At 73.5% G+C, this 26,320-nt stretch carries 23 protein-coding genes, 2 pseudogenes and 1 riboswitch; of the genes and pseudogenes, 13 read left to right on the top strand and 12 right to left on the bottom strand.

The window, feature by feature from the left end:
* Positions 1–28: 28 nt before the first annotated feature.
* Both OG332_RS35100 and OG332_RS35095 read right to left on the bottom strand, forming a co-directional pair.
* Positions 29–2,104, bottom strand: a complete 2,076-nt coding sequence (locus tag OG332_RS35100; RefSeq protein ID WP_327417222.1) for a VMAP-C domain-containing protein — start codon at positions 2,102–2,104, stop codon at positions 29–31.
* On the bottom strand, positions 2,101–3,372 hold the full coding sequence (locus OG332_RS35095; RefSeq protein ID WP_327417221.1) for a hypothetical protein: 1,272 nt from the start codon (positions 3,370–3,372) through the stop codon (positions 2,101–2,103). The genes OG332_RS35100 and OG332_RS35095 overlap by 4 nt, the downstream gene beginning before the upstream one ends.
* A 209-nt stretch (positions 3,373–3,581) precedes the next feature.
* Here OG332_RS35095 and OG332_RS47925 point away from each other — a divergent pair, with 209 nt between their 5' ends.
* The 4 genes from OG332_RS47925 (at position 3,582) to OG332_RS35075 (ending at position 6,043) form a co-directional block, all read left to right on the top strand.
* The gene (locus OG332_RS47925; RefSeq protein ID WP_442816255.1) at positions 3,582–3,869 is read left to right on the top strand and encodes a hypothetical protein; all 288 of its coding nucleotides are present in this window, start codon (positions 3,582–3,584) and stop codon (positions 3,867–3,869) included.
* Between the two features lie 87 nt (positions 3,870–3,956).
* The gene (locus tag OG332_RS35085) at positions 3,957–4,928 is read left to right on the top strand and encodes a trypsin-like serine peptidase (protein ID WP_327417220.1); all 972 of its coding nucleotides are present in this window, start codon (positions 3,957–3,959) and stop codon (positions 4,926–4,928) included.
* 133 nt (positions 4,929–5,061) lie between these two features.
* Positions 5,062–5,664 carry a TetR/AcrR family transcriptional regulator gene (locus OG332_RS35080; RefSeq protein ID WP_327417219.1) on the top strand — a complete coding sequence of 201 codons (603 nt, stop codon included), beginning with the start codon at positions 5,062–5,064 and terminating at the stop codon, positions 5,662–5,664.
* A 151-nt stretch (positions 5,665–5,815) separates the two neighbouring features.
* Complete coding sequence (locus OG332_RS35075; protein WP_327417218.1) at positions 5,816–6,043, top strand: hypothetical protein; 228 nt, start codon at positions 5,816–5,818, stop codon at positions 6,041–6,043.
* 425 nt (positions 6,044–6,468) lie between these two features.
* Here OG332_RS35075 and OG332_RS35070 read toward each other — a convergent pair whose 3' ends face one another.
* The 3 genes from OG332_RS35070 to OG332_RS35060 form a co-directional block, all read right to left on the bottom strand.
* Positions 6,469–6,648: a hypothetical protein gene (locus OG332_RS35070; RefSeq protein ID WP_327417217.1), complete on the bottom strand. Its 180-nt coding sequence runs from the start codon at positions 6,646–6,648 to the stop codon at positions 6,469–6,471.
* Positions 6,649–6,770: 122 nt separating this feature from the next.
* On the bottom strand, positions 6,771–7,130 hold the full coding sequence (locus OG332_RS35065; RefSeq protein ID WP_327417216.1) for a hypothetical protein: 360 nt from the start codon (positions 7,128–7,130) through the stop codon (positions 6,771–6,773).
* A 70-nt stretch (positions 7,131–7,200) separates the two neighbouring features.
* The gene (locus OG332_RS35060; protein ID WP_327417215.1) at positions 7,201–8,148 is read right to left on the bottom strand and encodes an oxidoreductase; all 948 of its coding nucleotides are present in this window, start codon (positions 8,146–8,148) and stop codon (positions 7,201–7,203) included.
* Between the two features lie 157 nt (positions 8,149–8,305).
* Between OG332_RS35060 and cbiE the strand changes: the two genes are divergently transcribed.
* From cbiE to OG332_RS35045, 3 genes are read left to right on the top strand one after another with little or no spacing between them, the layout of a single operon-like run.
* A complete protein-coding gene (gene cbiE, locus OG332_RS35055) occupies positions 8,306–9,580 on the top strand; it encodes a precorrin-6y C5,15-methyltransferase (decarboxylating) subunit CbiE (RefSeq protein WP_327417214.1) in 1,275 nt (424 codons plus the stop codon).
* Positions 9,577–10,326 carry a precorrin-4 C(11)-methyltransferase gene (gene cobM / locus OG332_RS35050; RefSeq protein WP_327417213.1) on the top strand — a complete coding sequence of 250 codons (750 nt, stop codon included), beginning with the start codon at positions 9,577–9,579 and terminating at the stop codon, positions 10,324–10,326. The genes cbiE and cobM overlap by 4 nt, the downstream gene beginning before the upstream one ends.
* Entirely contained in the window at positions 10,316–11,086 is a 771-nt protein-coding gene (locus OG332_RS35045) for a cobalt-precorrin-6A reductase (RefSeq protein WP_327417212.1), read from the top strand. The genes cobM and OG332_RS35045 overlap by 11 nt, the downstream gene beginning before the upstream one ends.
* Before the next feature lie 120 nt (positions 11,087–11,206).
* On the opposite strand, the gene OG332_RS35040 is transcribed toward OG332_RS35045, so the two are convergent.
* The 3 genes from OG332_RS35040 to cobG are packed head-to-tail and all read right to left on the bottom strand — an operon-like array spanning position 11,207 to position 14,696.
* The gene (locus OG332_RS35040) at positions 11,207–12,718 is read right to left on the bottom strand and encodes a precorrin-2 C(20)-methyltransferase (RefSeq protein ID WP_327417211.1); all 1,512 of its coding nucleotides are present in this window, start codon (positions 12,716–12,718) and stop codon (positions 11,207–11,209) included.
* Positions 12,715–13,362, bottom strand: coding sequence for a precorrin-8X methylmutase (locus OG332_RS35035; RefSeq protein ID WP_078893060.1), 648 nt, complete (start codon positions 13,360–13,362; stop codon positions 12,715–12,717). The genes OG332_RS35040 and OG332_RS35035 overlap by 4 nt, the downstream gene beginning before the upstream one ends.
* Complete coding sequence (cobG, locus tag OG332_RS35030; protein ID WP_327417210.1) at positions 13,359–14,696, bottom strand: precorrin-3B synthase; 1,338 nt, start codon at positions 14,694–14,696, stop codon at positions 13,359–13,361. Before cobG ends, OG332_RS35035 begins: the two co-directional genes overlap by 4 nt.
* 436 nt (positions 14,697–15,132) lie before the next feature.
* A riboswitch (cobalamin riboswitch) is annotated at positions 15,133–15,233 on the top strand.
* 53 nt (positions 15,234–15,286) lie between these two features.
* Between cobG and cobN the strand changes: the two genes are divergently transcribed.
* A complete protein-coding gene (gene cobN, locus OG332_RS35025; RefSeq protein ID WP_327417209.1) occupies positions 15,287–18,910 on the top strand; it encodes a cobaltochelatase subunit CobN in 3,624 nt (1,207 codons plus the stop codon).
* A 65-nt stretch (positions 18,911–18,975) separates the two neighbouring features.
* Here the strand turns inward: cobN and OG332_RS35020 are convergent, their stop codons facing one another.
* A complete protein-coding gene (locus OG332_RS35020) occupies positions 18,976–19,257 on the bottom strand; it encodes a hypothetical protein (RefSeq protein ID WP_327417208.1) in 282 nt (93 codons plus the stop codon).
* 315 nt (positions 19,258–19,572) lie between these two features.
* Here OG332_RS35020 and OG332_RS35015 point away from each other — a divergent pair, with 315 nt between their 5' ends.
* Together OG332_RS35015 and OG332_RS35010 are read left to right on the top strand one after the other, a co-directional pair.
* On the top strand, positions 19,573–20,190 hold the full coding sequence (locus OG332_RS35015) for a hypothetical protein (RefSeq protein WP_327417207.1): 618 nt from the start codon (positions 19,573–19,575) through the stop codon (positions 20,188–20,190).
* A gap of 137 nt (positions 20,191–20,327) precedes the next feature.
* A pseudogene (locus OG332_RS35010) lies at positions 20,328–20,452 on the top strand (IS110 family transposase); the annotation flags it as partial.
* Between the two features lie 205 nt (positions 20,453–20,657).
* Here the strand turns inward: OG332_RS35010 and OG332_RS35005 are convergent.
* Together OG332_RS35005 and OG332_RS35000 are read right to left on the bottom strand one after the other, a co-directional pair.
* The gene (locus OG332_RS35005; RefSeq protein WP_327417206.1) at positions 20,658–20,888 is read right to left on the bottom strand and encodes a DUF7848 domain-containing protein; all 231 of its coding nucleotides are present in this window, start codon (positions 20,886–20,888) and stop codon (positions 20,658–20,660) included.
* A complete protein-coding gene (locus tag OG332_RS35000) occupies positions 20,885–21,082 on the bottom strand; it encodes a hypothetical protein (protein WP_327417205.1) in 198 nt (65 codons plus the stop codon). The genes OG332_RS35005 and OG332_RS35000 overlap by 4 nt, the downstream gene beginning before the upstream one ends.
* A 154-nt stretch (positions 21,083–21,236) precedes the next feature.
* Here OG332_RS35000 and OG332_RS34995 point away from each other — a divergent pair, with 154 nt between their 5' ends.
* Both OG332_RS34995 and OG332_RS34990 read left to right on the top strand, forming a co-directional pair.
* Complete coding sequence (locus OG332_RS34995; protein ID WP_327417204.1) at positions 21,237–21,959, top strand: GntR family transcriptional regulator; 723 nt, start codon at positions 21,237–21,239, stop codon at positions 21,957–21,959.
* 266 nt (positions 21,960–22,225) lie between these two features.
* Positions 22,226–22,722: pseudogene (locus OG332_RS34990) on the top strand (tyrosine-type recombinase/integrase); the annotation flags it as partial.
* A gap of 186 nt (positions 22,723–22,908) precedes the next feature.
* Here OG332_RS34990 and OG332_RS34985 read toward each other — a convergent pair.
* A complete protein-coding gene (locus tag OG332_RS34985) occupies positions 22,909–23,286 on the bottom strand; it encodes a hypothetical protein (protein WP_327417203.1) in 378 nt (125 codons plus the stop codon).
* Between the two features lie 850 nt (positions 23,287–24,136).
* Between OG332_RS34985 and OG332_RS34980 the strand changes: the two genes are divergently transcribed.
* The gene (locus tag OG332_RS34980) at positions 24,137–26,242 is read left to right on the top strand and encodes an ABC transporter ATP-binding protein (protein WP_327417202.1); all 2,106 of its coding nucleotides are present in this window, start codon (positions 24,137–24,139) and stop codon (positions 26,240–26,242) included.
* Positions 26,243–26,320: the final 78 nt, after the last annotated feature.

The following is a 26,320-nucleotide window of genomic DNA, read 5'->3' as shown; positions in this document are numbered from 1 at the left end:
TGTCGCGGTCTGTCCGTGGTCGGGGGGTTCAGGCCAGGGACCGGAGGCCCGGCATGTCGTCGGGATCGTCCCACAGGAGCACCAACTGGTCTCCCCCTGAGGGGGGTTGGCGGGCGGCGTGCACGGCACCCGCAGGAGCGTCCGGGGCGCTCGCGGCCGCCCGGCGCACCTCCCGCACGCGCGCGGGCAGGGCCAGTACGTCGAGCGCGCCGGGGTCGGGCCGGCCGTCCGGCCCGGCCGGCGCGAGCAGGTCGAGGAGCGCGGGCGCCGGCGCGCCGCCCCCGCGCCGCCACACCGCCACCGGGACGCCGCCTTCGAGTACGGCTTCCAGCAGTCCGGCGTGCGGCGCGGCCGTGGTGTGCGCCAGGACGCAGGCGGGCGCCGGTCCCTCGGCCAGCTCCATCCCGAGCGCATCCGTGACCCCCGGGTCCTCCACCACCCGGACGGCGTCGCGGTGCCGGCCGCCCCGGGCACACAGCCAGCGCCAGGAGGTGTGCCATTCGGCCCGGGTGTCCGTCCGCTCCTGCGGACAGCGCACCACCACCTGGTGGAGCAGGCCGAGGGCGCGGGGGCGGCCGGCCGGGCCGCGGGGCACCGGCCACTGGTCGAAGTCGGCGTCCAGCAGCTCGTACGGCACGTGGAACTCGATGCGGTCCACCGCTCCGTACGTCCGCCGCCCGCTCTCCCCGCCGTCCGCCGACGCCCCTGCGATGAGCGCCAGTTGGCGTACGAGCTCCTCCCGTACGGCGTCCAGCCGGACCGGCGCACCCTCCGACTCCCATATGTGTTCGGCCCGTTCGCCGTGCAGCCACATCCGGGCCAGGTGGCCGGGCCCGCCGTCCGGCGGCGCCTCCAGCCGGACGTGCACGACCGTCCGGCGCGATGGAGGCGGGGGCGGGGGCACCGCGGGCAGCGCGAGGCGCTCGCGGGTGGCGTACACCCAGTCCCGCAGCCGGGCCGCCCAGTCGGCGTCGCCCGCGGCGGCGGCCCGGTCCGCGAGGAACCGTACGAAGGGCACGGCCAGCGGCATCCCGTCGCGCCCGCCCTGGCGCTCGTCCAGGTCCTGGACCACTTCCAGGAGGCTGTCTCCCGGCAGGCCGCCGCGCACCGGGGTGGTGCAGCCGGCCGCCTTGAACGACCACGCGTAGGCCTCGTGGGCGCAGCGCGGCAGCTCGCGGCCCTCGAAGAGTTCGCCGAGCCCGTCCCAGGCCGGCTGGTCGAGCCGGGCGGTCCGGGGCACCCGGGGTCCGGGCAGGTCGTCGTCGAGGAAGGAGCAGGCGTCCCAGTCCCGGTCCACGAGGAACTGCGGCAGCTGCCAGCCCTCGCCGCGTTCGCGCAGCTCCTGGAAGGTGCGGTGGATGCTGAGCGCGGCGCCGGGCAGCCCGCTGACGCTCTCGCGCACGGAGCGCTCCCCGAGTTCGCCGAGCAGGGCCTCGGTGAACCGGCCGGCGCCGCGCTCGGCGTCGTTCTGCGCGGCCTCGCCCTCCCGGGAGGCGTAGAGCCGGAACTGCCGGCGGCCCGGCACCGAACTGCCGCCGCCGTAGTCGGTGTTGCCGAAGTTCCACCGGGCGTCGCGGGGCGCGTCGACCCGGCAGGAGTCCACGAGTGCGGCCTGGAGCGGGAAGCGGCGGGGTTTGACCAGGTCGGTCCGCCACCAGCGCAGCGCCGAGTCCAGGTTGAGGTGCCTGATCTGGCCGCGGCGGGCGTCGGCGCAGGGCAGCATCAGCTCCTGGCGCGGCCCGAGGTAGCCGTGTCCGGCCCAGAAGATCCACAGCAGGTCGCCGTCGCACTGCGGGAGTTCGTCGAGGAGCACCGCTTTGACGTTCTCCTCGGTCGCCGGGCGGTGCGCCGTCCGCAGGGCGGCCATGGCCGGGGTGTCCGGCCAGTCGAGGGCGTCCGGCGCGTCGAGCGGGGACAGCAGCAGCCGGACGTTGCCGGGCGGCACCTCGGCGGGGCCGGTCAGCCAGCGGGCGAAGCGCAGGGCGTCGCGGGCCGGACCGCGCAGGTTCCAGTGGTGGCTGATGTCGTAGCGCTCGACCCCGGCGACGAGCGCGAAGGTGCGCCGCGGCCCGAGGGCCGGGGGCAGGAAGTCGGCGGGGATCACCCGATCTCCGCTTCGGCCACCGCCTGTTCGATCCGCTCGTAGAGGGAGTCCTGTTTCCAGTAGGCGCTGTGGCAGGCCGGGAAGGGCTGGCGGCTGGCGACCTCGTGGTCGGTGACGCGCGGGTCGCCGGGGAAGACCGGCCCGGCGAGGTAGGAGAGCACGTCCTGGCGGTCGTAGACGTTGAGCCAGCGCGGGAAGCCGTACGGGAGCTTCGCGCGCGGTTCGAGCGCGTTCAGCGCGCCGAGCTCGTAGAGGAAGGGGGCCTGGGAGCCGACGGTGACGAGCAGTTCCGCCCCGGGCACGGCCTCGCCGCGGGCGGCGGCGAGGGCGAGGAGGTCCACCAGGGCGATCCCGCCGAGGCTGTGGCCGATGAGTACGGTCGGCCCCGGGTCGGCGGCGATCCGGGCGTGCAGGAAGGTGCGCAGGTCGTGGCCGCGGACCTGGTAGCGCAGGATGTCGCCGAGTACGGGAGTGGCGCCGACGGTGAGGGAGCCGCGCCAGGCGTTGAGCAGGGGCTGGGTGGTGACGCGCAGGGCGAGTCGGCCGAGGACGGCGGCGGCGCGGGCGCCGGGTACCCGGGCGTCCCCGCCGAGTCGGGTGGTGAGCAGCTCGACGAGGCGGTCGCGTTCGGCGCCGGTGCAGTCGGCCTCGGCTCCCGCGCGGGCCAGCGCGGCGGCGGTCACGGCCCGGGCCAGGGCGGTGGCCAGCTCCCGGGCCTGCGGCTCGTCGGCGGCGCGTTCCCCGGCCCGGGCGGCCTCGGCGGAGCGGGCGGTGGATCCCAGGGCGGCGGCGAAGCCCGCGGCGAGCCCGGTGCCGTGCAGCAGTGCGCCGAGTTCGTCCCCGGCCCGGGGCGGCGCGGGCGGTAACGCGGCCAGCAGCCCGAGCACCCCGGCCCCGGCGGACTGGACGCCGGGCATGGCGAAGCCGTCGTCCTCGGCGTCCCCGCTGTCCCCGCTGTGCCCGTTGTCCCGGCTCTCCCAACCGGCCTCGGCCAGGACGCGCAGCTCGCACAGCGGGTCGGCGAGCAGGAGCGCCCACTCGGCCGTCTCCGCGTCCACGGGGTCGAGATCGGCGTCCGGACCCGGCCGCCGCAAGCCGGGCACGGACCGGCCGCCCGCGCCGAGGGTCGCCCCGAACCGGTCGCCCCAGTAGCAGGATTCGACCGCCGCGTCGGGGAATCTCGCCGTGAGCCGCTCCCGGACCAGGCCGAAGAGCCGGTCGTGCCGCTCGCGCCGTACCCCCGTGCCGTGGACAAACAGAAAACGCATCGCCGCCCCGCCCCCTCGTACAGTCGCCCCGCCCGCACCATAGCGCCGTGCGGGTGACAAGGGGCACGGAAAGGGGAGTTCGCAACGCCTGCGGCTCGGCGGCCGCGGCTCGGCGGCCGCGGCTCGGCGGCCGCGGCTCGGCGGCCGCGGGGCACCACCGTCGCCAGGACCTGGGGCAGCGGGTACCAGCCGGCGGAGACGATCGAGGCGTGGTGGCCGGCGAGGAGTGCGAGACGGTCGCGGGCCTGTGCCTCGGTCGGGCGGGTGGAGTCGATGGCGGGGGCGACGTCGTGGGCGGCGGTGTCGAGGTCGGGGTGTCCGGCCGCGAGCCGGCCGGGGCCGTGGACGGCGTCGCCGAGCTGGCCGGTCAGCAGCGCGTCGAGGCCGGCCGGGCCGCGACCGAGGTTGGCGGCGAAGCCGTCCTTGAGCGCAGGGCGGTTGCATGGCCGGCAGAAGACCCGGGGATGATGCGCACACGACAATCCGGTCGACTGTGAGCACGGACACGTCCGGTTCCCGGAACCCGCGCCGCCGTCCCCCCATCGAACGGAGCGTCAGAAGCATCGGTGGGGTGGGAGTGCCAGATGGTCAGCAGGGTTCACGGGCGGAAGCGGGGACGGAAGCGGGGGCGGGGCGTACGGGGCTCCGTCCTCGTCGGCCTGCTCTGCACCCTGGCCCTCGCGGGCCTCGGGTACACCGCCTGGGAGCTGCGCGGCATCGCCGCCAACCGCGCCGACGGGGATCCCGCCCGGGGCACCTACCAGCAGGACCCCGAGCGTGCCGACAAGACGGCGGCCGCCGTGCTGGACGGGATCGTCCGGGAGGCCGCGGAGCCGCCGACGGACGGCAAGGCCTTCACCGACGGCGCCGGCCCGGTGAACTGGCGGACCGCCGGCTGGCAGCCCTCCGATCCGCTGGAGGCCCGGCCCGCCCCCGCCGAGCCCGCGATCGGCGCGCTCTTCTCCCCCGGCTCCGACGGCGACCCCGACCACCACTGCTCGGCCGTCGTGGTCCACTCCCCCGGCGGCGACCTCATCGCGACCGCCGCCCACTGCGCGTACGGCGGCGGGTTCCGCACCAACCTCGCCTTCGCCCCCGGCTACCGGGACGGCGTGGCCCCGTACGGCGTCTGGGTGCCCACCCGGATCGACGTCGACCCGCGCTGGACCGGGGACCAGGACCCCGACCACGACATCGCCTTCCTCCGGCTGCGCCGGCCCGGCTACCCCGGTCAGCGGCTGGAGGACGTCACCGGCGCCGAGACCATCGCCTTCCGGCCCCAACTGCCCGCGCCCGCACGACTCGTGGGCTACCCGAACCACTCCGAGCAGCCGCTGGAGTGCCGCAACACCGCCGTCGCCGCCGGACCGACGCAGCTGCGACTGGACTGCGCGGACGTGCCGAACGGAACCAGCGGCGGCCCGGTGCTGACCGACGGCCGCACGCTGATCGGGGTGATCGGCGGCCGCGACGGGGGCGGCGACGACAGGACCTCGTACAGCATCTACTTCGGCGACGACACCAAGATCCTGTACGAGCGCTCCACCGCGCCCTGACCCCCGTCGACCCCCGTCGCCGCGAGGAATCACGAAGGATCTTTCTAGAAAGGTCTTCCAGTTCCGCGATCTTGCTACGCTCGGTGGCGCAGATTCCGGACAGCATCACCACGCACACCGACGGGACCGCAGCATGTCTCCCAAGCAACAACGCGGCGAAGCCACCGTCGACCTCCTCCTGACCACCGCGCTGCGGGTGTTCGCCGAGTCCGGGCAGCAGGGCTTCACGGTGAACGCGGTCGTCTCGGCCAGCGGGGTCAGCCTCGGCAGCCTCTACCACCACTTCGGCAGCTTCGACGGCCTGGCCGCCGCGCTCTACATCCGGTGCATGGACATGCTGTGCGACGACATGGTCGCCGCCCTCACCCGGTGCCGCACCGCCCGCACGGGGGTGCGCTCCTGGGTGGCGGCGCACCTGGCCTTCACCCAGGAGCACCGGGACGTGGCGCTGTTCCTGCACGCCTCCGCCTACTCCGGCTACCTGGTGGCCCACGCCGAGGAGATCGGCGCGGCCAAGGCGGAGAAGTTCGCGGCCATCATGCAGTGGCTGGGGGTGCGCATGGAGCGCGGCGAGATCGCCCCCCTGCCGGCCCCCGTGATCGAGGTCCTGGTCATGGGCCCCCTCGCCGAGGCCGCCCGCCGCTGGCTGTCCAGCACCTACGAGATCGACCTCACCGAAGCCGCCCGCTACCTCCCGGACCACATCTGGCGCTCCCTGCGCCCCGACCCGGCCTGACCCTCCGGTCGCCCCGGAGCGTGCGCGTCGCGCTCCGGCCCGGGGGTCCTGGACCTGTGGGGTCCGGACCTGGGGCGGGTCGCGGTGGGGTCGGTAGGCCGTGGCCGTCGGTGTGGCCGGCAGGCGCCACTTGGACAGGACGCGGAGCACCGTGCCCGGGCTGAGCAGGGCGTTCGGCGAGGTGGACAGCGACAGCACGCCGAAAAAGCGGCTGGAGACGGCCGGATCGGTGTTGGCGCCCACCATCACGCGGGACATGGAGCGCTGCAGGATCCGGGTGGCCCGGTCCGCCGGCGGGCCTTCCGTCTCCGCGTACCGCAGGTCCTCGTGCCAGCGCCGCGCGGGATCCGCCGGAACCTCGAAGTACCGGCTGGAGTAGCCGAGACGGGAGTCGTACCGGGTCACCTGCGGGGCCGCGAGCCGGGCCGGGGCCTTGGAGGTGCGTCCGGTGGCGTCGACCACGAACCGCGCGGCCAGCGGGTCACCCTCGCTGAATTCCACGCCGGTCACCGAACGGCCGTCCGGCCCGCCGACGAGCCCCGTGGCCGGGCTGCCGGACCGGAGCCGGATCCGCTCGTCCCGCAGCACCTCCCGGCGCACCGTCCAGTCGAGCAGCTCGCGGCTCGCCAGCAGCACCTTCACCCCCGGCACCCGGTGGAACCAGTCGGCCGGGCTCAGCCAGAGGAAGTCCCCGGGGCTGTCCAGCAGGAACGCCCCGCCCGCCGGCAGCCGCTCCGTGACCCCGGGCAGCAGGTCCTCGAGCAGCTCCACGCCCCGCGACCACAGCACGTGCGCGTGCCGGGACTACGGCAGCCCGGGCCTGAACGCCGGTGCGTCCTGCGGTAGTTCGTCCCGCTCGACCAGGGTCACGCGCCCGAACCGCTCCGCGAACACCCGCGCCGCCAGCAGGCCGGCCACGCCCGCCCCCAGGACCACCGCGTGGTCGTGGGCTTCTGGGTGGTTGTCCGTATCGTCGTCGCTCATGCCGCCGAGTCTCCAGGGCGGGGGCGCCCGGGTCAGGCCCGGCCCGGGGCGGACGGAAGCGACCCGGGGGCGGACGGACTCATACCGGGGGCGCCCGCCCGGGAGCATGCCGGGGAGACCCGTCAGGGGCCGAGGACGGTCCAGGTGACCTGCATGCGTCCGCCGTCGTCCCCGCGGAAGCCGCTGGTACGGGTTCCCGCGCGGTCCGTGTGCGGGTCCCCGGCGACGGCGGCGCGGGCGACCAGGTCGTCGGCGCAGGAGGTGCCGTGGTCCCCGAGGTGCACGCCGGCCTCGAACGGGCCGGGCCCGTTCGTCGCGCCCGAGCCGACCCGCTGGTGGACGTACGGGTCCGGCGCGGGCCGCCGGGCGCGCGGAGGTCGGGGCACCGGCGTGGCCGCCGGGCCGAGGAGCAGCGCGGGGGCGGCGGCGGGCGCGAGGAGCGGTGCGGACGGCGCGTGCCGGGGCGGAGCGGCTCGGCGCACGGCTCTCCCGGGGCGGGCCGCCGCCCGCGGCGTGAGGTGACCCGCGGGTGGCACGTCAGCCCCGCCCGGATCAGCGCGGCAGGGACGCGTACGAGACTCCGGTGAGCTTCTCGGAGGCCGCCCAGAGCAGTTCGCCGGACGTGTCGTCGAGGGTCCACTTCGCCCGCCAGGACGGCGCCGGCGCGCCGCGCCAGCCGAACCAGGGGCCGATGAACGCGTCCTGCCCGACCCCGGGCGCGGTGGCCGCGTAGAGGGTGGGCAGCGCGCCCGCGGAGGTGGGCTGGGCGACGACCGCGTTGCCGAAGGCCGCCACGCGCGAGTTGAGGGTCGGGCCCTCCAGCTTCGACGCTCCGGAGTGCAGGTTGCTGGAGGCGTAGCCGGGGTGGGCCGCGGCGGCGGTGACCGTGGAGCCGGCGGCGGTGAAGCGGCGGGCCAGCTCGTGCGTGAACAGCAGGTTGGCGGTCTTGGAGCGGCCGTAGGCGATCCAGCGGCGGTAGCCGTGCTCGCCGGAGAGCGCATCCAGGCCGCCGCCCTCGACGTCGATCCTCCCCAGTGCGTGGAAGCCGCTGGAGACGTTGACGATCCGGGCCCCGGGGGCGGCCGCCCGGAGCCTGGGCAGCAGCAGCCCGGTGAGGGCGAAGTGCCCGAGGTGGTTGACCCCGAACTGCGTCTCGAACCCGTCGGCGGTCCGCCCGTACGGCAGCGCCATCACACCCGCGTTGTTGACCAGCAGGTCCAGCGAGGTGCGCCGCTGCCCGTAGCTGGTGGCGAACTCCCGCACGGAGGCCAGGTCGGCGAGGTCCAGCGGTATGAACTCCACCTCGGCTCCCGGCACTTCGGCGTGCAGCCGGACCACCGCGGCCCGCCCGCGCGCCGCGCTGCGGCAGGCCAGCACGACCGAGGCGCCGCGCCGCGCGAGCTCGCGGGCGGTGACGTAGCCGATCCCGCTGTTGGCCCCGGTGACGACGGCGGTCCGGCCGCTCTGGTCGGGGATCTCGCTGGCGTTCCAGCCGGGCATGGCGGCTCCCTCGCGTGGCAGTGGGTTACCGAGGGTAGACCGAGGTGCCGCCGAGGTGTCACGAGGGCGTTGCGAGGGTGGGCGCGGGCCTCGGATCCGCAGGCCAGTAGGCTGCGGGTCCGCCGTCTTTCCCCTCCCCGTCCCGAGGTACTGCGCAGTGAGCTCCGCACCGCCCCCCAGAACCGTGACGGTCGTCGGCCTCGGCGCCGACGGCTGGGCCGGACTCACCGCCGCCGCGCGGTCCGCGCTGTCCTCGGCCCAGGTGCTGATCGGCGGGCCGCGCCAGCTGGACCTGCTGCCGGCCGGGGAGTGCGCCGGTGAACGGGTGGCCTGGCCGAGCCCGCTGCGGCCGGCCGTGCCGAAGCTGATGGCCGAGCACGCGGGGCGCCGGATCGCGGTGCTGGCCAGCGGCGATCCGATGTTCTACGGGATCGGCCGCGCCCTCGCCGAGGAGCTCGGGCCGCGGTCCCTGCGGGTCCACCCGCACCCGTCGTCCGTGTCGTACGCCTGCGCCCGCCTGGGCTGGCCGGTGGAGGACACGGAGGTGATCACCGTGGTCGGCCGCCCGGTGGCCCGGCTCGCGGCCGCGCTCCACGACGGGCGCCGGGTGCTGGTGCTCAGCGCCGGAGCGGCGTCCCCGAACGAGATCGCTGCTCTGCTCCGAGAGCGGGGCTTCGGCCCGAGCCGGATGCGGGTGCTGGAGCAGCTCGGATCCGAGCGCGAGGACGCGTACGAGGGCCGCGCCGACAGCTGGGACCGCGCGCCCGGCGACCCCCTGAACGTGGTGGCCCTCGACTGCCGCCGCGACCCGGCCCACGCCGCACCGCGCCTCGGCGCGACCCCCGGCCTCCCGGACGCCGCCTACGAACACGACGGGCAGCTCACCAAGCGCCACGTCCGGGCCGCGACCCTGTGCGCGCTGGCCCCGGCCCCCGGCGAGCTGCTGTGGGACATCGGCGGCGGCTCCGGCTCCATCGGCATCGAGTGGATGCGCACGCACCCCTCGTGCCGAGCGGTGGCGGTGGAGCGCGTACCGGAACGGGCCGCGCGGATCGCCCGTAACGCGGCGGCCCTCGGCGTACCGGGCCTGCGCGTGGTCGTCGGCGCCGCGCCGGAGGCCCTCGACGGACTCCCGGCCCCCGACGCGGTGTTCATCGGCGGCGGGCTGACCGCGCCGGGCCTGCTCGACGCGACCTGGGCGGCGCTGGCCCCCGGCGGCCGCCTCGTCGTCAACACCGTCACCCTCGAATCGGAGGCGGTCCTCACCGACCGCTACCGCCGCCACGGCGGCGAACTGGTGAAACTCGCGGTCGCGCACGCCGTGCCGGTCGGCGGTTTCACGGGCTGGCGGCAGGCGATGCCGGTCACCCAGTGGTCGGTGACGAAGCCTGCCGAGCCGGCCACCGCATCCAAGGAGAAGGATCGAACATGACCGTGTACTTCATCGGTGCGGGCCCCGGCGCCGCCGACCTGATCACGGTGCGCGGTGCCCGGACCCTGGCCGCCGCCCCGGTCTGCCTCTACGCGGGCAGCCTCGTACCGCGCGAGCTGCTCGCCGAGTGCCCGGCGGACGCCCGGCTGGTCGACACCTCGCAGCTGAACCTCGACGAGATCATCGCCGAGTGCGTACGGGCCCACGCCGCGGGCCAGGACGTGGCGCGGCTGCACTCCGGCGACCCCTCCGTCTTCAGCGCCGTCGCGGAGCAGATGCGCCGGCTCGACGCGGCCGGCATCCCCTACGAGGTCGTCCCGGGCGTACCGGCCTTCGCCGCGGCGGCCGCCGCCCTCAAGCGGGAGCTGACGGTGCCCACCGTCGGCCAGACGGTGATCCTGACCCGCATCGCCCAGCAGGCCACCCCGATGCCGCCCGGCGAGGACCTGGCCACCCTGGGCCGCAGCGGCGCGCTGCTGGTCCTGCACCTGGCCACCCGCTACGTGGACCGGGTGGTCGACGAGCTGCTGCCGCACTACGGGGCCGAATGCCCGGCGGCGGTGGTGGCGATGGCCAGCCGCCCCGACGAGCTGATCCTGCGCGGGACCCTGGCCGACATCGCCGCCCGGGTGAAGGAGGCGGGCCTGGTCCGCACCGCCGTCATCCTGGTGGGCCGCACCCTGGGGGCGGAGCAGTTCCGGGACAGCCACCTGTACTCCCCCGAGCGCGACCGGCATGTCTGCTGAGCCCGGCCGCGAGCCGGACCGGCACGTCCTGATCCTCGGCGGCACCACGGAGGCCCGCCGCCTCGCGGAGGCACTGGAGCACCACCCCTCGTACCAGGTGACGACCTCGCTCGCGGGCCGGGTCGCCGTGCCCCTCCTCCCGCCGGGCGGCACCCGCATCGGCGGCTTCGGAGGCATCACCGGACTCGCGGGCTGGATCGTCGGCTTCGGGGTCACGCACGTGGTCGACGCCACCCACCCCTTCGCGGAGCGGATCAGCTTCAACGCCGCCGAGGCGGAGGCTCTCACGGGTGTCCCCACGCTGGCGCTGCGCCGGCCCGGCTGGACCCCGGGCCCCGGCGACGACTGGCGGTTCGCCGACTCCCTGGAAGAGGCGGCCGCCGCGCTGCCCGCGCTCGGCGGCCGGGCCTTCCTGACCACCGGGCGGATGGGCCTGCACACCTTCGCGCGCCTGACCGACACCTGGTTCCTGGTGCGCTCGGTGGACCCGCCGGACGGTCCCGTGCCGCCGCAGCTGGAAGTGCTGCTGGCCCGGGGCCCGTTCGCCCTGGCCGACGAGCGGGAACTGCTCGCCCGCCACCGCATCGAGGTGCTCGTGACCAAGGACAGCGGCGGCTCGGCCACCTCCCCCAAACTCACGGCCGCCCGCGAGGCCGGCATCCCGGTCCTGGTCGTACGCCGCCCCGCGGTCCCGGAGGGCCAGCCGCAGGCGGCCTCGGTCCTCGAAGCACTGCGCTGGCTCGACGCCGATCCCGCATAGGGTCCAGGCGCCGCCCCGGAGCCGCGGACGGCCCGGCACTTCGGCGCGCGGGGCTGCGAACGGCCCCGGGCCCGGAGGCGGTTCGCCGCTCCGGGCCCGGTCAGGTGCGCTCGGCTGCCGTCACGGGTAGCGGCGCGGGGTCCACGTGATCCTCGACCCGTCGGGCCGCTCGGTGACCTGCGTCTGCGAGGAGCCGATCAGCAGGATCGTGCGCATGTCGACCTCGGACGGCTCCAGTTCGGTGAGCGTGACGATCCGCACCGACTGCTCCGGCCCGCCCACGTCGCGCGCGACGACCACCGGGGTCTCGGGTGCGCGCAGTTCCAGCAGCAGTTCGCGGGCCTGGGCCACCTGCCAAGTGCGGCTGCGCGAGCCGGGGTTGTAGAGGGCGAGCACCAGGTCGGCCGCGGCGGCCGCGCGCAGCCGCTCCGCGATGACCTCCCACGGCTTGAGCCGGTCCGAGAGGGAGACGGTGGCGTAGTCGTGGCCGAGCGGGGCGCCGGCCGCGGCGGCCGCCGCGTTGGCCGCGGTCACCCCCGGCAGGACCCGTACGGGCACGTCCTTGTACTCCGCCTGCCCGGCCACCTCCAGGACCGCCGTGGCCATGGCGAAGACGCCCGGGTCGCCCCCGGAGACCACGGCCACCCGCTGCCCGCGCCGGGCCAGGTCGAGCGCGAACTCGGCGCGCTCCGACTCCACCTTGTTGTCGGAGCCGTGCCGGATCTGGCCCGGCTTCACGGGAACCCGGTCCAGGTACGTGGTGTAGCCGACCAGCACCTCGGCGTCGGCCAGCGCGCGCCGGGTCTGCGGCGTGAGCCACAGCGGGCCCGCCGGGCCGGTGCCGACGACCACGACCTCGCCGGGCCCGGACGGCACGCTGCCCGGGTTGCCGATCCGGCTGGGCACCACGGCGACGGCGAAGTACGGCACGCTCGCCGCGTCGGTGTCGGCGAGGCGGCCGGTCCGCTCCCCCTCCATGGTGGCGCGCTCGACGTAGCGGGCCTCGGCGAGCCGGCCGCTGTTCTCCATCGCGCCCCGTACGGCGGGGAAGGTCCGGCCGAGCTTCATCACGACCGCCGAGTCGGTGGCGGCGAGACGGGCGGTGAGCTCCTCCTCGGGCAGCGTGCCGGGGAGGATGGTCAGGACCTCGTCACCCTCCACGAGCGGGGTGCCGAGCCGGGCGGCGGCGGCGCTCACCGAGGTGACGCCGGGGATGACCTCGGTCTCGTACCGGTCCGCGAGCCGCTTGTGCATGTGCATGTACGAGCTGTAGAAGAGCGGGTCGCCCTCCGCGAGCACGGCGACGGTCCGGCCGGCGTCCAGGTGCGCGGCCAGCCGGGCGGCGGCCGCCTCGTAGAACTCCTCCATCGCACCCTGGTAGCCGCCGGGGTGGTCGGTGGTCTCGGTGGTGACCGGGTAGACCAGCGGCTCCTCGATGTGCGTCTCGCGCAGGTGCGCCGCGGCGATCGAGCGGGCGATGGACCGCCCGTGCCGGGCGCTGTGATAGGCGACTACATCGGCCTCGCCGATCACCTGGACGGCCCGCAGCGTCATCAGGTTCGGATCGCCGGGCCCGAGCCCGACCCCGTACAGGCGTCCCTTGACGCTCTGGTCGGCGCTGTCGGCGCTCATTCGGCCACGCTCGCAATGGCGTTGACGGCGGCCGCGGCGATGGCGCTGCCACCCCGCCGGCCGCGCACGATCAGGTGGTCGAGCCCCGAGGGGTGCGCGGCGAGGGCGTCCTTGGACTCGGCGGCGCCGATGAAGCCGACGGGCACGCCGATGACGGCGGCCGGGCGCGGTGCGCCCTCCTCGATCATCTCCAGCAGCCGGAACAGCGCGGTCGGCGCGTTGCCGACGGCGATCACCGATCCCTCCAACAGGCCGCGGTCGCGCCAGACTTCGAGGGCCGCGGCGCTGCGCGTGGTGCCCATCTTCGCCGCGAGGTCCGGCACCGCCGGGTCGGAGAGGGTACAGATCACGTCGTTGCCGGCGGGCAGCCGCTTGCGGGTGACCCCGCTGGCGACCATCTGGACGTCGCACAGGATCGGCGCACCGGCCTCCAGGGCTGCGCGGGCGCGCAGCACCACCTCGGGGGTGTACCCGAGGTCCTGCGGAAGGTCGGTCATTCCGCAGGCGTGGATCATGCGCACCGCGACCTGGGCGACCGAGGCGGGCAGGCCGGAGAGGTCCGCCTCGGCGCGGATCGTGGCAAAGGACTGGCGGTAGATCGCGGCGCCGTCCTTCTCGTACTCGAACACGGTGTACTCGCTCATTTCTGCACTGAGTCGGGGAGGTTGTGACGTACGTGATCTGCGTGGCGGGCGTCCGCGAGGGCGGGGGCGAGCTCGTGCTGCGGTACGCCGCGTCGCGGTTCGCGGCCTTCGACGTGCAGGTCGTATCCGGCGGGGGTGGCGACCAGGTCCACCCAGGCGGAACCGCGCGGATGCCCGCACCGCCGCTCGCAGCCGGACCAGTGCACGGCCAGCGGTCCGCGGGCCCGTTCCATGACGGCCCGCGCGTCGGCGCGCACGTCGGCCAGCGCCTTCGCGCAACCGGGCTTCCCCGTACAGGCGGTGACGGACCGCCAGGGGCTGTCGGGAGCCGTGACGAGCCCTGCTTCCGCGAGGCCGGCGAGCGCGGGAGCCGCTGCGTGGCCGGGCAGTCCGGGGACCACGATCCCGCGCCAGGGAGTCAGCCGGACCCGGCCCGTGAGGCCGGCGAGCCGACGCCACTGCGCGGTGGCGAGCCGCCCGAGCGGCGCGAGAACGGAAAGCGAGGCGGTGCCGTCCGGGCCGGGCACGATGCCGGGCTCGGGCGTCCTGACGGACCGGACGGACGGGGCGGACCGGGCGGAAAGGTCCGGCGCCGCTACGACGGCGCCGACACCGGCATCGGCCAGCCGCTCCGCCAACCGGGCACCGGACAAGGCGTGTTCAGGAGGAAGCTCGGCCACCCGCCAGGCCCGGGTACCGGCCTCCCGAACGGCGTCGAGGAAGTACTCGGCGGCCGTCAGGGCGGCCCGCGGCGCGTCCTGCGAGGAGACGAGCACGGCTTCCCGCGGGTCCCCCGCCCACAGCCGAGCCCGAACATCCCCCTCCGGGACGAGGTTCACGTCCGCCGCGAGCGAGGTCACGTCACCGCGGCCGTCGTCGAGGGCGAAGAGGAACCGCCCGGACAGCCCGGCCGCCGCGCCGCTCGCGCACAGCAGCGCGTCCAGCTCCGCCACCCAGGGGGACACATCGGGCAGGCCCAGCCGGTCGAGGCCGGCTAGCGGCGAGGAAACGATGTTGCGGACCCGCTCGTGCGTGGGCGCGGGCAGCAGCCCGGCGCCCGCCAGCAGCTCGGCGAGTTCCCCGCCGCAGCTCTCGCCGAGGCCGCGCAGCTGCACGTTGCCGCGCGAGGTGAGGTCGACGTGGCCGTCGCCGAGCCGGTCGGCGGCATCGGCCAGCAGCCGCGCGGCGGCGCCGTCGAGCATCCCGCCGGGAATCCGCACCCGCGCCAGGAACCCGTCGTCCGCCGCGTGCAGCCGCAGCGCGCCGGGGCAGGCGTCACCGCGGTCCCGTATGGCGGGTTCGTCCCGCGATGCGGCGGAAGGGGACTGGGGCATGGCGGCGAGCATACCCACGATTCCCCTCCCCCGACCTGTGTCCGTCACCACCCCCACCAGCCCCATCGGCGTTTGAGGCGTGAGGGCTCGGGGAGGGGTGAGGCCCGGGACCCGAGCCAGAGCCCGGCCGTTCCAGCCCCGCCGGCGTTTGAGGCGCGGAAGCTCGGGGGGAAGGCCCGGGCCCAGCCATTCCAGCCCCGCCGGCGTTTGAGGCGCGGGGGCTCGGGGGCTGAGCCCCCGACACCGACGCCGCACCGACCCCACACCCGCACCCGCACCCGCACCAGCCCCGCCCCAGCGCAGCGACGCCGCACCTGCCCAAGCCCAGCGTCCCGGCGTCCCGGCGACCCGGCGACCCGGCGACCCGGCGACCCGACACCGACGCCACCCCCGCCCACCCCTAAGATGACCTTCCGGCGGACCACACGGCCCGCCGTCGCCGAGGACGGCGACATGGGAGGAAGCCCGGTGCGATTCCGGCGCGGTCCCGCCACTGTGAACCCGGCAGAGCCACACCGCCGGGCAAGTCAGGAACTCCCGCTGTCCTCACTGCCCGGGGCGCGGAAACCCCGAGGAAGGCCTGCCGCCGCATGATCCTGCTGCTGTCGACGTCCGACACCGATCTGCTCAGCGCCCGCGCAGCGAACACCGCGGACGGCCCCGTCCCGTACCGGTTCGCGAACCCCTCCCGCCTTCCCCTCGACGACCTCCCCGGCCTCCTCGACGGAGTCGACCTGGTCGTCGTACGCCTCCTCGGCGGCCTCCGCGCCTGGCAGGACGGCCTCGACCTGCTCCTCGCCCCCGGCCAGACCCGCCCGGTCGTGGTCCTGACCGGCGAACAGGCTCCGGACGCCCAGCTGATGGAGGCCTCCACGGTCCCCATCGGCATCGCGGCCGAGGCGCACGGCTACCTCGCGCACGGCGGCCCGGCCAACCTCGACCAGCTGGCCCGGTTCCTCTCGGACACCGTCCTGCTCACCGGTCACGGCTTCGAGCCGCCCGCCGCAGCCCCCACCTGGGGCCCCCTGGAGCGCGACGCGCAGCAGACCGCCGAGGCGGCGCCCAAGGTCGCCGTGCTCTACTACCGCGCCCACCAGATGAGCGGCAACACCGCCTTCGTCCACACCCTCTGCGAGGCCATCGAGGTCAAGGGCGCCCAGCCCCTCCCCCTCTACGTCTCCTCCCTGCGCACCCCCGAGCCGGAGCTCCTCCAGGCCCTGGAGTCCGTGGACGCGATCATTACCACCGTCCTCGCGGCCGGCGGCACCCGCCCCGCCACCGCCTCCGCCGGCGGTGACGACGAGTCCTGGGACGCCGGCGCCCTCGCCGCGCTCGGCGTGCCGATCCTCCAGGCGCTGTGCCTGACCGGTTCGCGTTCCGCCTGGGAGGAGAACGACGAGGGTCTTTCCCCCCTCGACGCAGCCACCCAGGTCGCCGTGCCCGAGTTCGACGGCCGCCTGATCACCGTCCCGTTCTCCTTCAAGGAGCTCGACGAGGACGGCCTGCCCGCCTACGTGGCCGACCCCGAGCGGGCCGCCCGCGTCGCGGGGATCGCCGTACGCCACGCCCGACTGCGCCACATCGACCGCCGCGACAAGAAGGTCGCGCTGGTCCTGTCCGCCTACCCGACCAAGCACTCCCGCATCGGCAACGCGGTCGGCCTCGACACCCCGGCCAGCGCCGTCGAGCTGCTGCGCACGCTGATCGCCGGCGGATACGACTTCGGCCCCACCGAGGACATCCCCGGCCTGGTGTCCGGCGACGGCGACGAGCTGATCCGCGCCCTGATCGAGGCCGGCGGCCACGACCAGGACTGGCTGACCGAGGAGCAGCTGGCCCGCAACCCGGTCCGGATCCCGGCCGCCGACTACAAGCGCTGGTTCGCCGAGCTCCCGGCGGAGCTGCGGGGCAGCGTCGAGCAGCACTGGGGCGAGGCCCCGGGCAACATGTTCGTGGACCGTTCGGCGAACCCCGAGGGCGACATCGTCCTGGCGGCCCTGCGCCGCGGGAACCTGCTCATCCTCATCCAGCCGCCGCGCGGCTTCGGCGAGAACCCGATCGCGATCTACCACGACCCGGACCTGCCGCCCTCGCACCACTACCTGGCCGCGTACCGCTGGATCCAGGCGCGCGCGGAGGACGGCGGCTTCGGCGCCGACGCGATGATCCACCTGGGCAAGCACGGCAACCTGGAGTGGCTGCCGGGCAAGAACGCCGGCCTGTCCGCGGCCTGCGCGCCGGACGCCGCGCTCGGTGACCTCCCCCTCATCTACCCCTTCCTGGTCAACGACCCGGGCGAGGGCACCCAGGCCAAGCGCCGCGTGCACGCGACCCTGGTCGACCACCTGGTCCCGCCGATGGCCCGGGCCGAGTCCTACGGCGACATCGCCCGCCTCGAACAGCACCTGGACGAGTACGCCCAGATCTCCGCGATGGACCCGGCGAAGCTGCCGGCCATCCGCGCCCAGATCTGGACCCTGATCCAGGCGGCGAAGCTCCACCACGACCTGGGCCTCGAAGAGCGCCCGGACGACGACGGCTTCGACGACTTCCTGCTCCACGTCGACGGCTGGCTGTGCGAGGTCAAGGACGCCCAGATCCGCGACGGCCTGCACGTGCTCGGCGGCGCCCCGACCGGTGAGGCCCGGGTCAACCTGGTCCTCGCCATCCTGCGCGCCCGTCAGATCTGGGGCGGTACGACGGCCCTCCCGGGCCTGCGCGAGGCGCTCGGCCTCGACGAGTCCAAGGCCACCCGTACCTCGGCGGACGAGGTCGAGGCGCAGGCCCGCGCCCTGGTCCAGGCGATGGAGGACACGGACTGGTCCCTCGACGCCGTGGCCTCGGTCGCCGCGGACCAGTCGCCGGAGGTCGTGGCGGTCCTGTCCTTCGCGGCCCGCGAGGTGGTCCCGCGCCTGGCCGGCACGACGGACGAGATCGCCCACGTCGTCGCGGCCCTGGACGGCCGCTTCGTCCCGGCGGGCCCCTCGGGCTCCCCGCTCCGCGGCCTGGTCAACGTGCTGCCGACGGGCCGCAACTTCTACTCGGTCGACCCGAAGGCCGTCCCCTCCCGCCTCGCGTGGGAGACGGGGCAGGCCCTGGCCGAGTCCCTCCTGACCCGCTACCGCACGGACAACGGCGAGTGGCCGGCCTCCGTCGGCCTGTCCCTGTGGGGCACGAGCGCGATGCGCACCTCGGGCGACGACGTGGCGGAGGCCCTCTCCCTCCTCGGCGTCCGCCCGGTCTGGGACGAGGCCTCGCGCCGCGTCACGGGCCTGGAGCCGATTCCCCTCGACGAGCTCGGCCGTCCCCGCATCGACGTGACCCTGCGCATCTCGGGCTTCTTCCGCGACGCGTTCCCGCACGTCATCGGCCTCCTGGACGACGCGGTCCGGCTCGCGGCCTCCCTGGAGGAGCCGGCGGAGTCGAACTTCATCCGCGCCCACGCCCAGGCGGACCTCGCCGTGCACGGCGACGAGCGCAAGGCCACGACCCGTATCTTCGGCTCGCGCCCGGGTACGTACGGAGCCGGCATCCTCCAGCTGATCGACTCCCGCGACTGGCGCACGGACGCCGACCTCGCGGAGGTCTACACGGTGTGGGGCGGCTACGCGTACGGCCGCGGCCTGGAGGGCCGCCCGGCGCGCGACGAGATGGAGACGGCCTACAAGCGCATCACGGTCGCCGCCAAGAACACGGACACCCGCGAGCACGACATCGCGGACTCGGACGACTACTTCCAGTACCACGGCGGCATGGTGGCCACGGTCCGCGCCCTGCGCGGCACGGCCCCCGAGGCGTACATCGGCGACTCCACGCGTCCCGAGACCGTGAAGACCCGCACCCTGGTCGAGGAGACCAGCAGGGTCTTCCGCGCCCGCGTGGTCAACCCCAAGTGGATCGAGGCGATGCGCCGCCACGGCTACAAGGGCGCCTTCGAACTCGCCGCGACGGTCGACTACCTCTTCGGCTACGACGCCACGACGGGCGTGGTCGCGGACTGGATGTACGACAAGCTCACCGAGACGTACGTGCTGGACCCGACCAACCGCGCCTTCCTGGAGGAGGCCAACCCCTGGGCCCTGCACGGCATCGCGGAACGCCTCCTCGAAGCCGAGTCCCGCGGCATGTGGGAGAAGCCGGACCCGCAGATCCTCGAATCCCTCCGCCAGGTCTACCTGGACACGGAGGGCAACCTCGAGGGCGAAGGCGAGTAGGACGAGCGAAGAGGCCGTCCTCCCCACCCTTGCCGGCGGGGAGGACGGCCTCTCGCGTTGCCCGACTAGGCCTTGACGGTCTGGTTCAGCGCGACGAGCGCCTGCGCCCACCGCACGTACTTCAGCTGCCCGAAGTCGGCGACGGTCTTGACCCCGAACGCCTCGTGCAGCAGCTCGCCGTCCTTGTCGCTGACCCCCTTGAGAGCGGCCACGGGAGCCGCGAGCACCTCGGCGAGCGGCTTGTCGGCCCACGCCTTGTCGAGCACCTTGTCCAGATCAATAGCCACGAGTGTCCCTCCCGGAACGCCGAAACCAAATAACGTGGCAAACCTAACCGAACCAGACATTTCCCCCAAGCTCCGACACCCCGCACCACCCGTGTCGACCGTGCGGGGCACCGCAGCCCGAGGCCCATCGCCTGCGGGGATGCCGAGCGCGGCGGAGCGTGTCGGCCATACCGCCGCATTCACTTCGGTCTACGGTGAATCCGAGATCCCAGCCTCGCGTCCGAGCGATCTTCGAGGCAGCCGCCGCCACACGCCTTCACCTTCGAGGAGCCGCAGATGAGCGCGACATCATGGGCGAACGCCTCCACCCGCCGTGCCGTTGCCGCGGCTGACGGCGCGATCTGACCCGCCACCGAGCCCGGGCAGCAGTCGGCCGTGACCGGACACAGTCCTTCCGATACGAACCCGAGCGATCCGCACGAGCCGGAGCCGCAGCGTGCGCAGTCCGCCGAGACCCGCTGGCCGATGGCCGGAGCCGTCCTCGCTTCCGCGGTGCTGACCATGCTCCTGCCCGACGACTTGCGCCTGGGACCCCGATGGGCGCTTCCCGCCACCGAAGCGCTGCTTCTGGTCGCGCTGATCTCGGCCGACCCCGTCCGGATCAGCCGCCGCTCAGCCGCCTTGCGCGCCGTGTCGATCGCCCTGGTCGGCGTGCTGGCGTGCGGTGCCATCTGGTCGACCATCCGGCTGATCGACGATCTCATCCACGGCGGGGCGGAGACCAACTCCGCCGCCGCCCTCCTGCTGGCCGGCGGCAGCGTATGGGCCTCCACCGTCCTCGCGTTCTCCCTGCTGTACTTCGAACTCGACAGCGGCGGCCCGGCCGCCCGGGCCCACCACATGCCCCCCACGCCGGCACTCGCCTTTCCCCAACACCTCAGCCCCGAAGTGAAAGCCCCGCACTGGCGTCCCCACTACGTCGACTACCTCTACCTCGGCTTCACCAACTCCACCGCGTTGAGCCCGACCGACGTCATGCCACTCGCCGCCTGAGCCAAGATCGTCATGATGCTCCAGTCCATCGTCTCCCTGGTCATCCTGGGACTCGTCATCGCCCGCGCCGTCAACGTCCTCGCCTGACGAACGCCGAACCGGCGCACGCACCACACCGCACGACACCACGGCCGAGGCTGGTAGTCGTGGACCAGCCGGTCTCGATCGCGCTCTGCCGCTGACGGTGGCCCGGGACAGGGGCTGCCCGGTGGCCTGTCTGCCCAGGCTGAGGATGCGGCGGATCACCGATCTCTATCCGGGCGGGTGGCGGAGCCGAGAGCGGGCCGGGTGGGCGGCCGTGCCGCGCGCGACCCGCGCCAGCGGGTCGCCTTGAAGACGTATAGAAAGTTTGGACGCATCCCTCATCGGCGGCATGCCATGGTCATCGGTGGAGGCTCGTGCTGGGGATCCAGCCTCGGGCGTCGGCTTGGCTGGCGTGGCTTCAGGTGGTGCTGCCGTCGCTTCGTCTACTCAGCTCGGGTGACCTTGGCGTGGTCGGTCACGACGCGTCTGAAGAGGTCGTGGCCGGTGCGTCCGGTGTGACGAAGGGCCCAGTCTTGTGCGGCCTCTTGCTCGTCGTGCGGGCCGGATTCGGCGTCGCAGCCTGCGGTGACGCCGAAGGCTTCGTAGGTGATGCCGCCCTCGGGGGCGTGCCGGATGGTGTGGGGTACGTGCCGGTACACGGCGCGGGCTGTCACTGGTGACCCTCGGGGTGGCGTCGCATGTAGACGTTGCAGTCGGTCACGGTCGTCATATCGCCGACCAAGAGTGCGCGGTCGCGTACGTTGGCCAGTTCGGTGCAGCCTGCACAGCGCTCGACGGGGGCCGGGTCCGGCTCCAGTCGCAGCGGCAGTTCAACAGGCGCAGTCGAGTACCTGGTCGGCTCACTCATGGTGCGGCCACCCTTCGAACGTCACATGGCTGACCTGTTGACAGGTCGGTGCTCTAGTTCAGTATTCGAGTGACCGAAGCACTCCCGCTACGGTTCACAGTGCACTAGTGTGCCCTCACTGACAGCACGTCAACTCAATGGAGGGGCACGCCTTATGCCCAGTCCCAAGACGTTCACGAAGATCGCTGATCACTTCCGGGAGCGCATCCTGTCGGGCGAGCTTGCGCCGGGTGCCAAGCTGCCGACCAACCGGGAGATCGCCGGACAGTGGCAGGCCGCAGCCGCCACCGTCTCCCGGGCTCTGCAAGCTCTCCAGGTCGAGAACTTCATCCGCACCACCCCCAGGGGTACCTTCGTCGCCGATGACCCGCGGTGGACCCTGTCGGCGCGTGACCGGCTGGCCAGGGTCCAGCGGGTGAAGTCGTTTCTGGCCGAGGGTGAGACAAGCCGGGTGACGGCCGCTGAACTGATCGCCCCGCCGCTGTACGTGGCGGAGATCTTCGATCTGGAGACCGGGGACCAGATGGTCCGGCGCGAGTGGCTGGCCGGCCGTGGCAAGACTCGGACCGTGTTCGCGGTGACCTGGTATCCGGCGCCGTTCGCCGCATTGGTCCCCGATCTGCTGAACACCGCTCCGGGCCGCAATCACGGCCTGTCCGCACGCGTGCTCGAAGCCACCGGGCGCACGATCACCCACGCCAGGGACGACATGCACGCCCGCCCCGCCGACGCACGGGAGGCAAGTGCGCTGGGGCTAGCCGTCGGCTCACCCATCCTGGCCGGTGCCCACAGGTGGTCGGACTCAGAAGGGATCATCGAGTACGGGGAATGGTGCCTGCCGCCTCGGTTCACCATCGGCTACGAGTACCAGCCCTGACGATGAACACGAAGTGTCCCCGGAAGCATTGACCTCCGGGGACACTCAGTTCGGGGGCCGCTTTCAGCCCTCAACAACACTCTCAGCCCGACGCCGGAAGCTCTGATGAACCACCCGTCACGGCAGTCGTCTGCTGACGTGGCCGTCACCGTCAAGCGGCACCTGGCCCTCCGGATTCTCCCGGGGGGCGCAACCTGTGCAGGCGCATCACCGTGGTCGCTCCCACCGAGCTGCCGGCCATCTTGGCTCCGGGGCTACGACGTTGCCGCACGCTCCAGCGCACCAGTGCCAGCGGATTACCGCCACTGCCAACCAAGACGCGGGCCTCCGAACTCCGCATCGCACTCCCCACCCGCTGCGCCCAGTCACTGAAGCACCACCACGACCAGCAGCAGCACGAGCGCGAGACCGCGGGCGCCACATGGCAGCACAACGGGCACGTGTTCGCCACTGCGCACGGCAGCCCAATCGGCCCTTCACCACGCTCCTCCGCAAGGCAGACCTCCGCCGCATCCCCTTCCACGATCTCCGCCACTCCACCGCCACCGTCCTCCTGGAACAGGGCGTCGAACTCGTCGTGATCAAGGAACTCCTCGGCCACGCCCACATCGGCGTCACCGCCACCGTCTACGCCCACGTCAGACTTCGACTTCAGCGGGACGCCATCGACCTCTTCGGCCGCACTCTCCACAACCCCACCGAAGCCACCACCGGTTCGGAGGCCAGCGCCGGCCCACCGCTTGGCGCAACGGCCGACCGCTGACGTTGCCGTCAAATACTGCCGTCAAATACCCCAGCGGCCCCACCGGAAACAGATCCGGTGGGGCCGCTGGACGCTGTGAGGCTGCGACGGTCGGCAGTGCCTTATTCCGCGTGGAGCGGCAATCCAGGGCGCACAGTCAATTTCACTCACCCGCCCCTCGGCTATGCCGGACACTGATGTACGTCTCTACTCCTTCGTTACATCAGGATCAAGCACCTCTCGCGAGGGAACTATCAAGCCGATGCATGCGATCACCCGCGTAAGATCAGCACTGAGGAACACTATAAAGCGATACCCTCCCCTCTTTCGGTCATCGATAAACCCGACCAGCAGTTCCTGATTACCGATTTTCGCGAGGCTAGCCACCGCCTCCTCGAAACCCAATGATGGGCGCTCGAGTTTCTGCAATCTCCGCAACCGCCGGGCGTAGGTGTGATGCAGTCTCGCGGCAGGCATTCTCCCTGGCCATATTTCGAACGGCGCCCCAGCGGCAAGGGCACTCTTAGCCTGCGAGTTGACAGTGGATTCGACAGCGAACGCTTGCCTCAGCTCATCTCGCTCCACGTGCGCTCCTATTGTGATCGCGGATTGAACCATGCCCCATTCCCTATCCTGATCTCCGCCGCTTCAATTACCCCTTCAAGTAGATGCTCCTCCTCGAAGAACCCGGAGTCGATGTCCGTATCGTGAACCTGAATATCTCTACTCGGATCCACGTCGGAGCGACGGATTCGCATCACGACTGAGCCCGGCCCCCATTCGTCAACCTCTTCCTGGGCTCTCCCCTCACTGTGGCTCCAGGAAGTGTACGGACTGTCCGTATTGTTGCCGCCTGAATGACTCGCCGGAGTGGACGGACCACCTATCGGAACAGCTCGACCTTCAAGTGCATCGGCATGCTTCGGGTGCCCATCCCCGACTCCTCGATAATAATATTCACCATCGCCACCACAATTGTGGACCAGGACCGGGGCCGTACCCGACCTCGGCGGCTTCGACACCACCCCCGGAACCCAGCTCTGGCTCTACGACTGCAACAGCTCCCCCGCCCAGAGGTGGACGATCCCCACACTGGGCACCGCACCCTGCCGGTCCCCAGCCCGTAGCCACCACACCGCGCGGAGGCCGTCTCCCACCCCGGGGAGGCGGCCTCCGCCGGTTCCGGGGCGCAATCCCTCGAAGGGGGGCATCGACACCTCCGGGTGGTTCGAACGCCGGGTTACCGGGCGCGCCTTGGGGTTCGGAGGCGCGTCGCAACTGTGTGCGGGCGTTCGTTCTCCGGCGGCCGTGACGCCGCTCTGAGCAGCCACGTTCTTCCGGCGTCAGTTCGCAGCCGCAGCGCCTCGGGAGGAATCTTGCGATCCGTGCACGTTCATGTGGTGTTCGACCCGGCACCGGGCGGGGGTGGCTGCGCGTGAGGCTCCTCAAGCGGCCCGCGGCCGCCGAGCCCGCCGTCTCCGAGAGCGAGCGCCGTCTCTTCGGTGGGCCCCTGCGCTACGACGCCGGCTGGTCCAACCACGACTACGCCCGGCTGGAAGGCCGGCTGATCAGCACCCTGCGCTCCATGCCCCGCATGGTCGGCGGCACCCTGCGCCTCGCCTGGGACACCGACCGGCCCGCCCTGCTCACCGTCGCCGCCGCCGAGGCCGGGCAGGGGATCACCTCCGCCGTCGGGCTGCTCGTCATCAGCGAGGTGCTCCGTACGCTGCTCGGCGCGGGCAGTGCGGCCGACCGGCTGCACGCGGCCGTGCCCGCGCTCGCCGCCGGCGCGCTGGTCGCCGTACTGGGGGCCGTACTGGCCTCGCGCTCCACGGCGGCCGCCGGGCGGCTGGAGCCCAAGGTCGAACGGGCCGCGCACGAGCAGTACCTGAGCGCCGCCGTCGCGGTGGAGCTGGAGGCCATCGAGGACGGGGAGTTCCGGCGGCTGCTGGACAGCGCCCAGTGGGGGCCGCCCTCCGCCCGCCGGACGGTGGGTGCCTGCGTGGCCACCCTCGGCGGGGTCATCTCACTGGTCGCCACCGCCGGGGTGCTCACCGTGCTGCACCCGCTGCTGCTCCCCATGCTGCTGCTCATCGCCGCCCCGCGCGGCTGGGGCGCGATGCGGGTGGCCCAGCGACGCTACCTGTCCGTGATCACCTGGGTGGAACACGTACGGGCCGCCCGGCTCATCGGCCAGCTGCTGATCTCCCGCACGTCGGCCCCCGAGGTACGGGTGCACGGCGTCGGCCGCTATCTCCTCGGCCACTACCGCAACATGGCCGAGGTCGCCGAGGGCGAGGCCACCCGCCTGGCCAAGGACAAGGCCGCCACCGAGTTGCTCGCCGCCGCGCTCTCCGGCCTCGCGGCCCTGATCACCTACGGGGCGATGGGTGCGCTCATCGTCTCCGGCCGGATGGACCTCGCCGTCGCCGGCACCGCCGTGATCGCGGTGCGCACCGGGTCGGCGAGCCTGGGCGCGCTCGTGTCCACCACCAACACCCTGCACGAGGAGTCCCTGTACGTCCGGGACCTGGAGCGGTTCGTCGCCGAGGCGGCCCGCCGCGCCATCCCCTCCGGCGGGCAGGCGCTGCCCGAACGGCTCGCCGTGGTACGGCTCGACGACGTGGACTTCAGCTACCCGGACCGGGAAGAGCCCGCGCTCAGCGGGATCACCCTCACCGTCGAGGCGGGCACCGTCGTCGCCCTCGTCGGTGAGAACGGATCCGGCAAGAGCACCCTCGTCAAACTCCTCGCGGGCCTGCACCTGCCCGACTCGGGCTCGTTGACCTGGGACGGCGTGGAGCTGCGGGACGCCGACCGGGAGCAGGTCTTCGACCGCGTCGCCCTGCTGACCCAGGACTTCGAGCGCTGGCCGGTGACCGCCCGTACCAATATCGCCATCGGCCGGCCCGGTGCCGAGGACCCGGACCGCGCCGCCGGCCCGGCCGCCGAGGTGGTCGCCGCCGCCCGGTACGCGGGGGCGGACCGGGTCGTCGAGAAGCTGCCGCACGGCTACGAGACCCTGCTCGCCCGGGTGTTCCGGGGTGCCTCGGAGCTCTCCGGCGGGCAGTGGCAGAAGTTCGGTCTGGCCCGCACCCACTTCCGCGACGCCCGCGTCCTCGTCGTGGACGAGCCGACCTCGGCACTCGACCCGGAGGCGGAGATCGCCGCCTTCGAGAGCATCCGGGGCCTCGCCGGGCCGCAGCGGGCGGTGGTCCTCGTCACGCACCGGATGTCCGGCGTGCGCTTCGCCGACGTCATCTACGTGCTGCACGAGGGCCGGCTCGTCGAACAGGGCGGCCACGAGGATCTGCTCGCCCTGGGCGGGCGGTACGCGGCGATGTTCCGGATGCAGGCCGAGCAGTTCGCCGGCACGGCAGGCGGCACGGCAGGCGGCACGGCAGGCGCTACGGCAGGCGGCCCTGCGGACGCCAGTGCAGTCGGTACTGAGAACGGCGCGCCGGACGGCACAGCGGCGGCACCGCCCCCCTCTATCCCCCGCCAGGCCCCCGCGCCGCGGAACGGCAGGTCCATCACCTGAAGCGGTGAACTCCCCCTTATCCCGGCGGCACCACGGGTAGGGCACTGCTGATCTCGTGCGGGGGCCCGGGACGACCAG

Origin of the sequence: Streptomyces sp. NBC_01233 (assembly GCF_035989305.1) — a bacterium.
Taxonomy (GTDB): domain Bacteria; phylum Actinomycetota; class Actinomycetes; order Streptomycetales; family Streptomycetaceae; genus Streptomyces.
This window is presented reverse-complemented; position numbering and strand designations above follow the sequence as displayed.

Bases quoted from the DNA above. Each gene is read 5' to 3' on its own strand.
- OG332_RS35095 (WP_327417221.1), bottom strand. From the start codon at position 3,372: ATGCGTTTTCTGTTTGTCCACGGCACGGGGGTACGGCGCGAGCGGCAC.
- OG332_RS35040 (WP_327417211.1), bottom strand. From the start codon at position 12,718: ATGAGCGCCGACAGCGCCGACCAGAGCGTCAAGGGACGCCTGTACGGG.
- OG332_RS35080 (WP_327417219.1), top strand. From the start codon at position 5,062: ATGTCTCCCAAGCAACAACGCGGCGAAGCCACCGTCGACCTCCTCCTG.
- OG332_RS35035 (WP_078893060.1), bottom strand. From the start codon at position 13,362: ATGAGCGAGTACACCGTGTTCGAGTACGAGAAGGACGGCGCCGCGATC.
- cobG (WP_327417210.1), bottom strand. From the start codon at position 14,696: ATGCCCCAGTCCCCTTCCGCCGCATCGCGGGACGAACCCGCCATACGG.
- cobM (WP_327417213.1), top strand. From the start codon at position 9,577: ATGACCGTGTACTTCATCGGTGCGGGCCCCGGCGCCGCCGACCTGATC.
- OG332_RS34995 (WP_327417204.1), top strand. From the start codon at position 21,237: ATGCCCAGTCCCAAGACGTTCACGAAGATCGCTGATCACTTCCGGGAG.
- OG332_RS35060 (WP_327417215.1), bottom strand. From the start codon at position 8,148: ATGCCCGGCTGGAACGCCAGCGAGATCCCCGACCAGAGCGGCCGGACC.
- OG332_RS35045 (WP_327417212.1), top strand. From the start codon at position 10,316: ATGTCTGCTGAGCCCGGCCGCGAGCCGGACCGGCACGTCCTGATCCTC.
- OG332_RS35000 (WP_327417205.1), bottom strand. From the start codon at position 21,082: ATGAGTGAGCCGACCAGGTACTCGACTGCGCCTGTTGAACTGCCGCTG.
- OG332_RS35020 (WP_327417208.1), bottom strand. From the start codon at position 19,257: ATGTCTGGTTCGGTTAGGTTTGCCACGTTATTTGGTTTCGGCGTTCCG.
- OG332_RS35085 (WP_327417220.1), top strand. From the start codon at position 3,957: ATGGTCAGCAGGGTTCACGGGCGGAAGCGGGGACGGAAGCGGGGGCGG.
- OG332_RS35070 (WP_327417217.1), bottom strand. From the start codon at position 6,648: ATGAGCGACGACGATACGGACAACCACCCAGAAGCCCACGACCACGCG.
- cobN (WP_327417209.1), top strand. From the start codon at position 15,287: ATGATCCTGCTGCTGTCGACGTCCGACACCGATCTGCTCAGCGCCCGC.